We start from the raw sequence: 14,012 nt of genomic DNA, 5'->3' as shown, positions 1-14,012 counted from the left end.
CTAGGATTTTAGCTAACATTTTATTTAGGAGTTTTTATGAGTTTTGTTAAAGAGTTTCGCGAATTTGCAATGCGAGGCAATGTTGTCGATATGGCAGTCGGTGTGATCATCGGTGGTGCATTTGGTAAAATTGTCAGTTCTTTAGTTGGTGATGTGGTGATGCCAGTATTAGGTATTTTAACTGGTGGTGTGGATTTCAAAGATTTAAGTATTGTGTTGAAAGAAGCAGCGGGTGAAGTGCCTGCAGTCACGTTAAATTACGGTGCATTTATCCAAACAGTCTTCGACTTCGTCATTATTGCCTTTGCGATTTTCTTGATGATCAAAGCGTTAAATAAATTGAAACGTGAAGAGCCAAAAGTAGAAGAACCTGCAGAGCCAAAACTATCAAACGAAGAAGTCCTATTAACGGAAATTCGCGATTTATTGAAGAAATAATCGTTTTGACTCGTCGAAAAATCTTCCCTAGTGGAAGATTTTTTTATTTCAACCGGGCTCCAATCGTCGCAACTTGTATAAGCCATTTATACCCTTTACAATACAGTCAATTTTATTCCTTAGAGGTAACCAACATGATCGACTTCAACGCGCTAAAAACAGAAACCAGAGAGATTATCACCGATCTCTTAAATGACGGTAGTGATCCCGATGCGTTATACATTATTGAGCATCACATTGTTCACCACGATTTTGATAAATTAGAGAAAATTGCGCTGGATGCGTTTAAGTTAGGTTATGAAGTCTCAGAAGCGGAAGAGTTTGAAGATGAGAAAGGTCATGTTATTTTTTGCTTTGATATTATTAGCGAAGTGAAATTGACACCTGAAATCATTGATGCACAGCAAAAAGAATTACTCCCGTTAGTTGAAAAATGTGGTGGTACCTATGATGGTTGGGGAACTTATTTTGAAGATCCAAATGCAGAGGATGACGAATACGGTGAAGATGGTGAGTTCTTTGACGACGAGCTAGATGATGAGCTTAACGAACGTCATTAAAAAACATTTAAGAATAAGACCGCACTTTTGGCAACCTGTTGAAAGTGCGGTTTTATTTTGAACTATTTTGTTTACTTTCTGCCTAACAAAGAGTGACTTTACATCATAGGAAAAACGTTATGACATTAAAACATCTTGCTTGGATATTCCTTGCGTTACCAATTGCGCTGAATGCGCAACCTGTAGACAATAAACTACAACATAATCAAGTTCAGTTCAGTGCTGAAGTGGTCAAAGAAATTGATAAAGATGAGCTGCAAGTAACACTTTATTTACAAGAAGAAGGGAAAGATGCGAGCGCATTAAATCAACTCATTGTGGCACGTATGAATCAGGCGCTTGATGCCGTGAAAAAACACAGTACAGTACAGGTTGTTTCTCAACAACGTTACACGCAAGTGCGTTATGGAAAAGAGGGGAAACAAAATGGTTGGATTGATCGCGCTGAAATCGTGCTGAAAAGTCAAGATATGCCAATGTTGTCGAAACTGGTGGCAGAGTTAAATGAGCATTTTAAAATTGGCGGTATGTATGCCACCGTGTCTGAAGAAAGTTTAGCGCGTGTGGAAAAAGAAATGACCGAAGCTGTATTGCAAAAGTTTGAGCAAAAAGCACAATTGATTCAGTCTTTAATGAAAGCAAAAGGTTATCGTTTAATTGAATTGGATTTATCTCCTCATGATGTGATGGGCTCAACAAGAAGCTATGCGGTATCGATGAAAAGTAAAGACGCTTTTTATAGTTCTTCTGCCGATCACGAAATGGCCCTTGAAGGTGGCAAAACAAAATTAAGAGCCGTTGTGCAAGCGAAAATTGAATTAATCAACGATTAGCTTTCTAAGCAATGATATTTCTTATACAATACACGAATTCATTCGCGAAAAATTGGAGTAATAATGAAAATTGCAAAAAATGTTGTAGTGAGCATTGCTTATCAAGTGCGCACAGAAGACGGTGTATTAGTTGATGAGGCGCCAGTAAACCAACCTTTAGAATATTTACAAGGTCATAATAATTTAGTGATTGGTTTAGAAAATGCACTCGAAGGTAAAGCAGTCGGTGATAAATTTGAAGTTCGCGTTAAACCAGAAGAAGCATACGGTGAATATAACGAAAACATGGTACAACGTGTACCAAAAGACGTTTTCCAAGGCGTAGATGAGCTTGTTGTGGGCATGCGTTTTATTGCGGACACAGACATTGGTCCATTACCAGTGGTGATTACCGAAGTGGCAGAAAACGATGTTGTTGTGGACGGTAACCATATGTTAGCAGGTCAAGAGTTACTATTTAGTGTTGAAGTCGTGGCGACACGTGAAGCAACATTAGAAGAAATCGCCCATGGTCATATCCATCAAGAAGGTGGATGTTGTGGTGGTCATCATCACGACAGTGATGAAGAAGGACATGGCTGTGGCTGTGGAAGTCATCACCATCATGAACATGAGCATCATGCACATGATGGCTGTTGTGGCAATGGTGGCTGTAAGCACTAATTCTAGAAATTTGATAAAAAAGAACCGCACTTTACAGTGCGGTTTTTTTATATTTATTTATGTTTCTTTAATATCACATAGATTTCATCTTTTAAGCGGAGTTTTTCTTTTTTGAGGTTTTCCACTTCTTGCGGGGTACCGAGCTCAATATTGGCTTCAATATTTTTAATGCGATGATCAAGTTCGTTATGTTTTTCGAATAAACGATTAAAATGTGCATCTTCGAGTTTGAGTTTAGAAATTAAATCACGAAATTCTGGAAACATAGGTTGCTCCTTTCATATCAGGTTAAAGTATAAAAACTATACACATTGTTATCTTATCGAAATTCGTTCTCAATTACTGTGTTAGAGATCACAAATTTATAGATGATGTTTTTCACGTAGCCTCGCTAACAGGGCATCGCAACATGGATTGAGTAGCTGATAGGTTTGGTTAAAATCTTTGCTATACCAAGGGTCAGGAATATGATCATAACCTAAATCAGGACAAAGCTCGGTTATTTTGAAAAGCTTATCAGGATGATGACCGAAAAGGCGCTCTAAGTCTTGCAGATTACTGTTATCCATCGCGATAATATAATCAAATTCTTGCTAGTGCTGGCGCTGAACCTTTTTGCTACGAAAGCCAGTGCTATCAATATGACATTGATCTAATATATCCGCCGTTCCACAATGCATATCTTCACCGTCATGCCAACCAGATGTTCCCGCACTACTGGTTTTTATTACCGTTTCCAATCCAGCCTGCTTAATTTTCTCACGCATCAGAAACTCCGCCATAGGTGAACGACAAATGTTACCTAAGCAAACAAATAAAAGATGAATCGTCATGTTACTTTCCTTTTCCTGACATTATTTTTATCGTAATAAAATACAATTCGGCTCTATTCAATAAAATCGAATAGAGCCGAATTTAGGTTACATGTTTTTAGCCTTCGCTAAGGATTACCATTGATAACCTGCACCGATACTTGCACCAAAGTCACCACGCGAGTTTGTGTTACCCGTTAATTTGATGATGACTTTGCCGTTATCAGAAATACGGGACATACCCAATGCAATTGCGTTTTGTCCTTTGTAAGTGCCCGCTGCAACCGCAACCATGCTCTTACCAGGGATATACGCTTGTGGTAAACCAGCCGCTGCATTCGCGCCTGCAATACCCGCACGGAGATCTTTATCCACTTTATTGATACGGTTATTTAGAATGTTATAGCCTTGACCACTTTGGTTCATGATTTGTTTGCTCAACTCATGTAACTGACTACCATTTACCGCATCGGTACTGGTTTCAGACACTTCTCCTTTCGCAATACCGCTAATTTTATTGGTTGTACCATCAATAGTAATACCGCCAACTTTGACTTCGTCGAATGCCACTTTATCGGCAGTTGCTACTTCATAGATCGTTTGTCCATTAGCACCAGTGGTTGGTGTAACGACCATATTTTTGCCTTGTTTCACTTCGTTACGGCTTGCTTTAATTGCATCATTGATATTGTTCTTGCCAGTACCGCCGATGTCAGTCATCGCCACATTACCATTGGTATTTTGAGCATTACCACCTAACAACGTTGCTAAATTGGTTTGTGTGGCATTTAACTGCTCTTCAGATGCCGCTCTGCCGTTTTTAGCAAAGTTATCTCCGCCTAGAGCTGTGTTACTTAGCCCTTTAATATCATTGGTAGTTTTATCTGTTACCACGCTACCTACTGTGGTTTTGTCAAACGTCACTTCTTTAGCCGTTGCAACTTTATATATTTTATTGCCATTAGCTCCATCTGTAGATGTTACAACAATATTATCACCTTCAACAACTTCCGTTTTGGCGGCTTTAGCTGTTGTATTGACAGCTTTGATAGCTTCATCAATTGTTGAGGCACCTGTACCCCCAATATTTGTATTGGCATACTCTCCTGTCTCTGGATTGTAAGTAGTATCTCCACCGATAATATTTTTCACGCCTTCACCTTGCGCAAATAATTGTCCGCCATTTACAGCATCTTTGCTGTCTTTTTCCACAGTACCATTTTGGACATTGGTCACTTTTTGGTTACCTGCGTCAATGCCGGTTTTGCTGATACTTGGTGTATTATCAATTTTAGTGCCTTGGTCATTAACAAAAGTTAAACCATTTGCATCAATTTTTGTTCCACCTGCAACAACACTGTCAAATTTCACATCTTTTTTGGTGGCGACAGTGTAAGTTCTGCTACCATCAGCGGCAACAACTTCGTCAACTTGCATATTATCACCAGCAACTACAGTGGTTTTAGAAGCTTTAGCTGTATTATTTACAGCTTCAATCGCATCATGGATTGTACCTTTACCGGTGCCACCAATATTTGACATGGTTAAGGTTCCGGCTTTATCTCCTTCTTTGACGATAGCGGCATCACCACCCAATACATTGGTCACTAAGGTGTCACCTACATAACCTAGCGTATTTAAGGCTAAATATAATTGACTACCGTTAATTGCGTCGGTGCTTGTCGCATTAATACGACCAGCTGCGACGTTAGTGATAGTCCGTTCTGCGTCTGCTTTACCAACACTGACTGTCGCGATAGGCGCAGTACCTGCAAAACCACTGTACTTAAATGTATTTACTGTCGCTTCATTTGTTCCTTCTGCTGCTGCAGTTTCTGCACCAGCACCTAAGGCAACGGCATCTTTGTCGTTTGCGATAGCACCGTTACCTAAAGCTAATGCATTTTGTTTTTTCGCTTTTGCTTCTTTACCTATGGCAACTGCATCAGCCCCATCAAGCGCATTTCCGCCATCAAAGCCTGTTTCTGCGCCCATACCAATAGCAATGGATGCTGAGGCTCTCGTTTGTGCTTTGGTACCAAATGCAATCGAGCTTCCTGCATTATCTGTGGTTTTTGCTTCAGAACCGAAAGCAATAGCCTGGTAACCTTTCGCGTTAGAATTGTAGCCAATTGAAACGGCTTGGGCTTTCGTATCCGATTTCGCACCAAAACCTAATGCAATAGTACTTGCATAATGTGCTTCGGCTTGAGTACCAATTGCGATAGCGTCTTTTGGATTTTCATTTTTGCCTTCTTGTGCAATCGCTTTGGCAGAAGTACCAATGACGATAGCTGAGTAAGCACCCAATTTTTTATCACCTACTTTTAAGCTTCTCGCTTCTGCATCTTTACCTAAGACGATTGCGCCACTTGCATCTGCTTTAGCATTTTCACCAATAGCAATGTTGGCTGTTTCACCACCAACTGCTTGTGCATTAAGACCGATGGCAATTGAGGCTACACCATCTGTTTTAGCCTTATGACCTTGCGCAATACCAAAGTTTTTTAAAGAAACGGATTCTTTACCGAGGGAAATCGTATTATTGATATTTAATTTTGTATTAGGATCTGCACTACGTCCGGCATGTTTACCAATCGCAATATTATCGCTACCCTTGATATTCTGTCCTGCTTCAATTAATGCAGCAAAGTTATCGTGCCCTTCAACATTTTGTCCTGCGCGACTTGAAATCGCCACGTTGGTATTGCCTTTAGTATTTTTACCTGCACTATTACCGATAGTTACGTTCTCTGTACCAACAACACCTTCACCAGAATCTTTACCGAGAGAAACTTGCATACGGTTCTGATTGGATTTATAACCTGCCTTATTACCAATAAAGACAGCATCAGTTGCTGGTTCTAGTTTATTATTAGGGTCACTTTGAGCTTCATTAGCTGTTTTAGTCACTCCAGCGTTATAACCAATAGAGATTGTATTGTTTCCTGCTGCTGTTGCATTACGACCAAATGCAATTGTATCCGATTGGGTTGCTTGTGCAGTGCGTCCCATCGCAATTGAGAAATTGCCAGATGCAAACGTTCTTGCAGCATCTGTAGCATTTACCGAACCACCAATAGCGATTGCAGAAGCGCCAGTCGCATAGGCATTACTCCCCGTTGCAATAGCGGTCTCTCCACTTGCCTTTGCTCCATTACCAGTTGCAACAGATTGATTTCCAAATGCTTTTGCTTGTTGGCCGATTGCAATAGCTGCTAGGTTAGCGGCTAATGCGCGATGACCAAGAGCGACGACATTATTTGCTTTTACATGATAAGTATCCTTATTGTTATCGGTGGTTTTTATGATACCATTACCAAATTCGCTTTCTTTTGTTCCCGCTGTAATTGCTGATGTTACAGCAAGATTTGTATTCGCATAAGTACCTATAATTAGGCTATGCGTACCTTCAAATTGGTCTCCTGCACCAGTGCCTAAGGCAATATTGTTATTGACATTTTTACCATTTTTTAATGCACCATCGCCAATTGCAATATTTCTCCCTTCTCCTTTTTCAGTTGTGGCTCCTTTGCCTGCAAAGCGACCGATGGAAATATCCCATTGACTGTTACCTTCAGCCTCGAAACCAACAGCAATCGCATAATTGGCTTTAGCTGACGCAGAAGAACCAACAGCGATCGCAGCAGTAGCATTTTCTGTCTTAGAATTAACTCCTATAGCAACATTTGATTCACCTTTATTTGTAGCCCCGACACCCATTACAACAGATTTAGCGGGCTTGTTATCTGCTTTATCTTCAGTTTTTGTGGTCACATCTCCGCAAATAACGGTTTTACTATTTGCATCAAAAAAGCAGTAATTACCGTCTCCTGACACACCAGTATTACCTGTCACCTCAGCAGCATTTACTTGTCCACTACCTAATACAACCGACGCTGCGATTAATGTAAAACTAAAGCCACTTACGCTGTTCACTAACGCTGATTTACCTGACGCGCTTTTGCCACTCGCTTTTGCCAATTCTGAAACCACAACCTAACTTTGAGTCGCTGCATTCCATAATGTACGATAGATTTTGTTCATTTATTTTTTCCTTATTTATTTCAAAAGTAGAACGTCAGAAGAGCGACAGTTCTGGTGTTTGCTATCCTCATTTTTGGATACTGCTATGAAACAAGGACGTAAAAAAATTGGTTGCTAATTCTACGACGATGGCGAAGTGAACACTATGCTTATAATGTAAAGTTATTAAAAGAAATAACTAGTTTATTAGCGACGCGTAAAGATCGTAGGCGTCAGCCCGTGTGATCTTGACTTCAATAAATTGTCCCGCTTTAACAGCCACTCGATTTGGATTATCAATGTAAACCACACCATCTATTTCTGGTGCATCTGCCATGGAACGTGCAATGATGCCTTCTTCATCTACTTCGTCCACGAGCACAGTGAGGACCTTGCCTACTTTTTGTTGTAGGCGCGCTGCAGAGATTTCTTGTTGTAACTGCATAAAGCGGTGAAAACGTGCTTCTTTCACCTCTTCTGGGACTTGATCGGGCATTTCTGTTGCAATAGCTCCTTCTACTGGGCTGAATTTGAAACAGCCAACACGATCAAGTTGGGCTTCTTTTAAGAAATCTAAAAGAAGTTGAAAATCTTCTTCGCTTTCACCCGGAAATCCGACAATAAAGGTTGAGCGTAATGTGAGATCAGGACAGATTTCACGCCATTTTTTGATCCGTTCTAGGGTTCGCTCAATTGAACCGGGTCTTTTCATGGCTTTTAAGATTTTAGGGCTAGCATGTTGTAAGGGAATATCTAAATAAGGCAGGATTTTACCTTCCGCCATTAATGGAATTAATTGATCAACATGTGGGTAAGGGTAAACATAATGTAAGCGTACCCATACACCGAGTTTACCCAGTTGCTCACAGAGGCTAATTAAGTTATTTTTAATTGGCATGCCATTCCAGAATACCGTTTTATTTTGTTCTTCTTTGCTACGATCTAACGCATAGGCAGAAGTATCTTGTGAAACGACCAAGATTTCTTTTACTCCCGCTTCAACAAGGCGTTTTGCTTCATCTAATACTTGTGTAATGGAACGACTGTCTAAGTCACCACGCATGGAAGGAATAATGCAGAAGGTACAACGATGATCACAGCCTTCTGAGATTTTTAAATAGGCATAATGTTTTGGCGTCAGTTTTACACCTTGTTTGGGTACAAGATTGACATACGGATTATAGGCAGGCTTAGGTACATATTTATGCACTTGCTGCATGACAGCTTCGTAACTATGTGGACCTGTTACTTCCAACACTTTCGGGTGGACTTCGCGAATACGATCTTCTTTGGCACCTAAGCAACCCGTCACAATCACTTTGCCATTTTCTTCCAGCGCTTCGCCAATCGCCTCGAGGGATTCTTGTACTGCGCTGTCAATAAAACCACAAGTGTTGACAATGACAAGATCTGCATTTTCATAACTTGGAATAATATTGTAACCATCTGAACGTAACTCTGTCAGAATACGTTCAGAATCTACTAAATTTTTAGGGCAACCGAGACTAATAAAACCAATATTGGGTAAAGAAGATGTCATAAAAAAGATCTCAAAAAAGGAATAAATTCGAGTAATTCTTTATTGTACAGAATTTATCTAGATAAGGCTACGAAATGAGCAGAAAAAGTCTAAAAAAAGCAAAGAGTGGCGATAAAATCACTGAAATTCGACAATTTCTTGAAATAAAAAACGCTTAGACGATGGCTAAGCGTTTTATGTAAAGGGAATGAAAAATTAAAGTAGATACGCCGCGGCTTTGACGACAATTTCAACTGCATTTTTTTCAATATCTTTCACTGCGGCTTCATTTGGGATCTCTTGCTGTGTACGGTTAACAATGGCACCCGCTACCATACCAGCGCGTAAACCTAACGCAGAACACATCGTAAATAAAGTGGCAGATTCCATTTCAAAGTTCATGACATTAAGATCTTGCCATTGTTTTAATGAACCTTGGAAGTGGCGATAGACTTTACCACTGTACGTATCATAACGTTCTTGACCTGGGTAGAATGTATCTGATGCAGCAGTAATACCCACATATACTTTTTGGTTGGCTAATTCTGTAGCAGCTTTGTAAAGCGCATTAGTACATTCAAAATTAGCAACCGCAGGGTACTCCATCGGGGCAAAGTGTAAACTTGCGCCGTCTAAGCGTACTGCGCCTGTGGTGACAAGAATATCGCCAACATTGATGTGTGGTTGAATTGCGCCGGTTGTGCCAATGCGTAAGAAGGTGCGAACACCTAATTGTGCCAGTTCTTCAACGGCGATAGAAACTGAAGGTCCACCGATCCCTGTGGAACAGACGACAACAGCTTTATCTCCGATATAACCGAGCCAAGAGGTGAATTCACGGGTCGATGCTAAAAATTTTGGACGGTCTAAAAGCTTGGCAATTTTTTCGACACGTTCTGGGGCGCCTGGGGTAATCGCTAAAGTGGCGCCTTCTAACATCGCTTTGGTTAAACCTAGATGGAATACTTCTGACATAATATCTCCTTATTTTATTATGCTAGGGTTTAATATCACGCAAAATTGGATTTTGCATTGAGATTAAGGTCTCAGTCGATTGAATTTCATCAATTAACTGAATTTTTGAGGCTAATACAGAATGTAACTCTGCGATTGTGTGGGTCATCACTTTAATAAAAATCGAGTAATTTCCCGTGGTATAGTAAGCCTCAACAACTTCATCAAAGCCCTCCAGTTTTTTGATTACTTTATCGTAATCTTTTGCACTTTTTAAAATGATCCCGATAAAACAGCATACATCGTAGCCCAGTTTACGTTCATTTATACGCACTTTTGTGCCTTCTATGATGCCTGCTTGGCGCATTTTTTCCACACGTACATGGATAGTTCCTGGGCTCACACCGAAATTTTTTGCCATTTCAGCATAAGGCGTGCGTGCATCTTTAGTTAAAACCCGCAATATTTGCTGATCAAGATTATCAATATTGTGCATAGCTGACCTTTTTTAGAATTTTTTCAAAAATAAATACGTTATATTGTATAAAATTCAAAGTATATCGCTTATTTCAAAAAAAGTATTGAGTTATAGGGCTTTTGTATTAAATAATATTCAGTGAATTTGATGTAGTATATATTTTAAGGTATCGAAAATGAAGAAATCATTTATTTTACAACAACAAGAAATTAGTTTTGCGAAGAACACGTTCACAGAAAAATTAGCAGAACATTTGGGTATTGTTGAAGTTCAAGGTCCTATCCTAAGCCAAGTTGGTAATGGTATTCAAGATAATCTTTCAGGTGCAGAGAAAGCGGTGCAAGTAAATGTGAAACAGATCACAGATGCCACCTTTGAGGTTGTTCACTCTTTAGCCAAATGGAAACGTCATACACTTGCGCGCTTTAATTTTGCACAAGGTGAAGGGTTATTTGTGCATATGACGGCACTTCGTCCAGATGAAGATTCTTTAGATCAAACCCATTCTGTGTATGTAGATCAATGGGACTGGGAAAAAGTGATTTCAGCAGAGCAACGTAACCTTGCTTATTTGAAAGAAACTGTCCGTGCTATTTATGCCGCGATTTTAGAAACGGAAGAAGCGGTAAGTAAAAAATTCGGTTTAGCCACCTTTTTGCCAAAGGATATTCAGTTTGTACACAGTGAAGAATTAGTACAACGTTTTCCGAACATGAATGATAAAGAGCGTGAAAATGCGATTTGTAAAGAATATGGCGCGGTGTTCTTAATCGGGATTGGTGGCAAATTATCTGATGGGAAACCACATGATGTACGTGCACCTGATTATGATGACTGGACAACGCCATCAGAAGGTGAATACAAAGGATTAAACGGGGATATTTTGGTTTGGAACCCAATTTTAGAACGTGCTTTTGAATTATCTTCCATGGGGATCCGTGTGGATGAAACCGCATTACGTAAACAGCTTGCTTTAACCAACAATGAAGACCGTTTAAAATTTGATTGGCACCAAGATTTAGTCAATGGTCGTTTACCGTTATCTATCGGTGGTGGGATTGGGCGCTCACGCTTAGTGATGTTGCTATTACAGAAAAAACACATTGGTGAAGTCCAATCCAGTGTGTGGCCAAAATGGGTGATGGAGCAGTTTGATAATATTCTTTAATTATCGTTATTTGTTTCCCTCTTGAACCAAAAGTGCGGTGGTTTTTTGCAAAATTTCCACCGCACTTTTTTCTTTCTTATTCTGAAAGGAAAGTAAAGCGATAAAAAAAGGGTGGACTGCGCCACCCAAATTTAGATATCCATAATGTTCCTATGAGAAAAAGTACGGCTTAGCAAAAATGTTTAGCTTAAATCGACATCTTTCGTCGCAAAGAAATAGGTTGTGATAAAGCCTGTTGCGTAAGCGACAACGGTACCTAATAAATAGGTAGCGATAGCCGGCAATACACCATTCGGCGAAGTCATTAATGGGATCGCAAGTAATCCAGATGGACCAAAGACTGTATTTAACCCCATTGGGAAACCTAAGTAGGCGATTAACCCAATAGTAAAGCCGCCCGCAGCACCACCGATACAGGCTGTAATAAACGGTTTTACTCGCGGTAAGGTTACCCCGTAAATCAGCGGTTCGCCGATACCTAAAAAGCCCGGAATAATTGCCCCTTTAATTTGATCACGCAAGACGGCACCTTTGTTTGCTTTGAAGTAAAGCGCTAACGCGGCACCCACTTGTCCTGCGCCTGCCATAGCAAGCACTGGGAAGAGCGCGTTAAAGCCTTGTGTTTCCACTAAGGCAAAATAGACCGGGACAAAACCTTGGTGAATACCGAGCATAACGGAGATAAGGAATAAGCCTGCTAGAACTGCGGTACCCAATGGATTGCCATTTAAGTTAGAGAATAACCAAGACATTCCATTAAAGAGATACACCCCAATTGGCATGATAAATAAGAAGGTAAAACAGCCCATAATTAATAGCGTAACCGTGGAAGTTAATGCCATATCTAAGCTATCAGGAATGAATTTTCTGACCCAACGTTCGACTTTTGCCCCAACAATTGCTGCGATTAAAACCCCGATGATGTTACCGCGTGGGTCAATAGTTAAGCCAAAGAAATTGCTTAATCCAGAATAAATCCCTTTGGTCGCTTCTGGGTTATAGCCCAAGATAAATAAAGAGGCAAGGATTGCGCCGTTGACACCCGAACCCCCAAAGGCTTTTGCTGCATTATAACCAATCAGAATACTTAAAAAGCTAAATAGGCCTTTACTGAACACTTTCATGTACGCAATCAAATCCACTAAAAACGCATTTGGATTTTCTACCCCAGCCACAAAGGCTTGTTGCAATACGGTTGCTAAGCCTAGGAGTAAGCCTGCGCCAATAAAACCCGGAATGAGCGGGGTAAAAATAGTAGCAAACTTCGCAAAGAATTGATGGATACTACTCGTTTGAGCAGACTTAATTTGTTGTTTTTGGGTGCGTGCAATCTCTTGGAGAGAAGGCGAACTCATGTTATCTCCTAAGCTGGCTTTCATCATTTCCGCGGCTTTTGTTGCTTTACCTGGACCAAGAATCAGTTGGAGTTGCTCATCCGCTTCGACAACACCTAGCACACCTTGGATTTTTTTTAACTCGTCTTTATCAACAACGGACGAATCGTGCAAGGTGACACGCAAACGTGTCATACAATTAGTGACACTTTGGATGTTGCTTTTTCCACCTAGGTGCTGGATGAGCGAGTGGATCATCGCATTATCAATTGTTGCCATAACGTTCTCCTTTATTTAACCAAAGTTAATGCTTGGTGAATAAAACCATTGGCTTGCGCCAAGCAGTTTTTTGCTTCTTCTGCCGACATATTCAGCAATAGCATGACAATCGCCACTTTACATTGTCCGTTTGATTGTAATAAGGCTTGTTCCGCTTGTTGGCGATCACATTGCGTCACTTCCATGACAATGTTTTTTTGGCGCTCGACTAATTTCTCGTTGGTTGCCACTACATCGACCATTAAATTACCAAAAACTTTGCCTGTTTTAATCATCGCCCCTGTCGTGAGCATATTGAGAATCAATTTTTGTGCGGTACCTGCTTTCATTCGTGAAGAACCCGTAATCACTTCAGGACCAACAATAGGCGTGATCGCAATGTTAGCAAGCGCGCCTAAAGCGGAATCCGGATTACAGCTAATGCCTACAGTGACACAGCCAACGTGATTTGCATATTCGATGCCAGCGAGGACATAGGGGGTGCGACCACTGGCGGCAATACCAACAACCACATCTTTTTCATTCAGCGCTAAGTTACGTAGATCTTGCTCACCGGCGCTACGGTCATCTTCGGCATTTTCAACCGCTTTTAAAATGGCTTGTTGTCCACCTGCGATGAGTCCCACAACTTGTTCATGGGGGGTTCCAAACGTTGGTGGGCATTCACTTGCATCTAAAATGCCTAAGCGTCCTGATGTGCCCGCGCCTAAATAGATTAACCGCCCATTTTTCATGAAGGTTTCAGCAATGGCATCGACCGCTTGGGCGATTTCTGGTAAAACTTTTTCGATAGCAAAAGGAACTTTTTGGTCTTCCTGATTAATAACTGCTAACATGTCTAAAGTTGAAAGCTGGTCGATATGTGTACTAAATGGATTCCGACTTTCGGTGACGAGCGCATGTATGGCATTTGGCATAAAAAATTCCTCCAATGACTTTACTTTGGAT

General features: G+C 40.6%; 11 protein-coding genes and 2 pseudogenes. 5 read left to right on the top strand and 8 right to left on the bottom strand.

The window, feature by feature from the left end:
* Window positions 1–36 precede the first annotated feature (36 nt).
* The 4 genes from mscL (at window position 37) to slyD (ending at window position 2,494) form a co-directional block, all read left to right on the top strand.
* On the top strand, window positions 37–438 hold the full coding sequence (mscL, locus tag KPF51_RS09440; protein ID WP_005718275.1) for a large-conductance mechanosensitive channel protein MscL: 402 nt from the start codon (window positions 37–39) through the stop codon (window positions 436–438).
* Window positions 439–572: 134 nt separating this feature from the next.
* Window positions 573–998, top strand: a complete 426-nt coding sequence (gene rraB, locus KPF51_RS09435) for a ribonuclease E inhibitor RraB (protein WP_005718277.1) — start codon at window positions 573–575, stop codon at window positions 996–998.
* Between the two features lie 119 nt (window positions 999–1,117).
* A complete protein-coding gene (locus tag KPF51_RS09430; RefSeq protein ID WP_005724400.1) occupies window positions 1,118–1,831 on the top strand; it encodes an SIMPL domain-containing protein in 714 nt (237 codons plus the stop codon).
* Between the two features lie 63 nt (window positions 1,832–1,894).
* The gene (slyD, locus tag KPF51_RS09425) at window positions 1,895–2,494 is read left to right on the top strand and encodes a peptidylprolyl isomerase (RefSeq protein ID WP_005724401.1); all 600 of its coding nucleotides are present in this window, start codon (window positions 1,895–1,897) and stop codon (window positions 2,492–2,494) included.
* Window positions 2,495–2,547: 53 nt separating this feature from the next.
* On the opposite strand, the gene KPF51_RS09420 is transcribed toward slyD, so the two are convergent.
* From KPF51_RS09420 to asnC, 6 genes and pseudogenes are all read right to left on the bottom strand, one after another.
* Entirely contained in the window at window positions 2,548–2,760 is a 213-nt protein-coding gene (locus KPF51_RS09420; RefSeq protein ID WP_005718289.1) for a YdcH family protein, read from the bottom strand.
* A 96-nt stretch (window positions 2,761–2,856) separates the two neighbouring features.
* Window positions 2,857–3,327 (bottom strand): annotated as a pseudogene (locus KPF51_RS09415) (low molecular weight protein-tyrosine-phosphatase).
* 114 nt (window positions 3,328–3,441) lie between these two features.
* Window positions 3,442–7,353, bottom strand: a pseudogene (locus KPF51_RS09410) (YadA-like family protein).
* 178 nt (window positions 7,354–7,531) lie between these two features.
* Window positions 7,532–8,872 (bottom strand): 30S ribosomal protein S12 methylthiotransferase RimO, encoded by a 1,341-nt coding sequence (gene rimO, locus KPF51_RS09405; protein WP_005724416.1) that lies wholly within the window; start codon window positions 8,870–8,872, stop codon window positions 7,532–7,534.
* 195 nt (window positions 8,873–9,067) lie between these two features.
* Window positions 9,068–9,826, bottom strand: coding sequence for a uridine phosphorylase (gene udp / locus KPF51_RS09400; RefSeq protein WP_005718315.1), 759 nt, complete (start codon window positions 9,824–9,826; stop codon window positions 9,068–9,070).
* 22 nt (window positions 9,827–9,848) lie between these two features.
* Complete coding sequence (gene asnC / locus KPF51_RS09395) at window positions 9,849–10,301, bottom strand: transcriptional regulator AsnC (RefSeq protein ID WP_005718316.1); 453 nt, start codon at window positions 10,299–10,301, stop codon at window positions 9,849–9,851.
* A gap of 157 nt (window positions 10,302–10,458) precedes the next feature.
* Between asnC and asnA the strand changes: the two genes are divergently transcribed.
* Window positions 10,459–11,451, top strand: coding sequence for an aspartate--ammonia ligase (gene asnA / locus KPF51_RS09390; RefSeq protein ID WP_005724417.1), 993 nt, complete (start codon window positions 10,459–10,461; stop codon window positions 11,449–11,451).
* A gap of 182 nt (window positions 11,452–11,633) precedes the next feature.
* Here asnA and murP read toward each other — a convergent pair whose 3' ends face one another.
* Both murP and murQ read right to left on the bottom strand, forming a co-directional pair.
* Window positions 11,634–13,064 carry a PTS N-acetylmuramic acid transporter subunit IIBC gene (gene murP / locus KPF51_RS09385; protein ID WP_005724420.1) on the bottom strand — a complete coding sequence of 477 codons (1,431 nt, stop codon included), beginning with the start codon at window positions 13,062–13,064 and terminating at the stop codon, window positions 11,634–11,636.
* A gap of 11 nt (window positions 13,065–13,075) precedes the next feature.
* Window positions 13,076–13,981 carry an N-acetylmuramic acid 6-phosphate etherase gene (gene murQ / locus KPF51_RS09380; protein WP_005724421.1) on the bottom strand — a complete coding sequence of 302 codons (906 nt, stop codon included), beginning with the start codon at window positions 13,979–13,981 and terminating at the stop codon, window positions 13,076–13,078.
* Window positions 13,982–14,012 lie beyond the last annotated feature (31 nt).

The organism is Pasteurella sp. XG20 (assembly GCF_018968665.1).
Lineage (GTDB): Bacteria > Pseudomonadota > Gammaproteobacteria > Enterobacterales > Pasteurellaceae > Pasteurella > Pasteurella multocida.
This window is presented reverse-complemented; position numbering and strand designations above follow the sequence as displayed.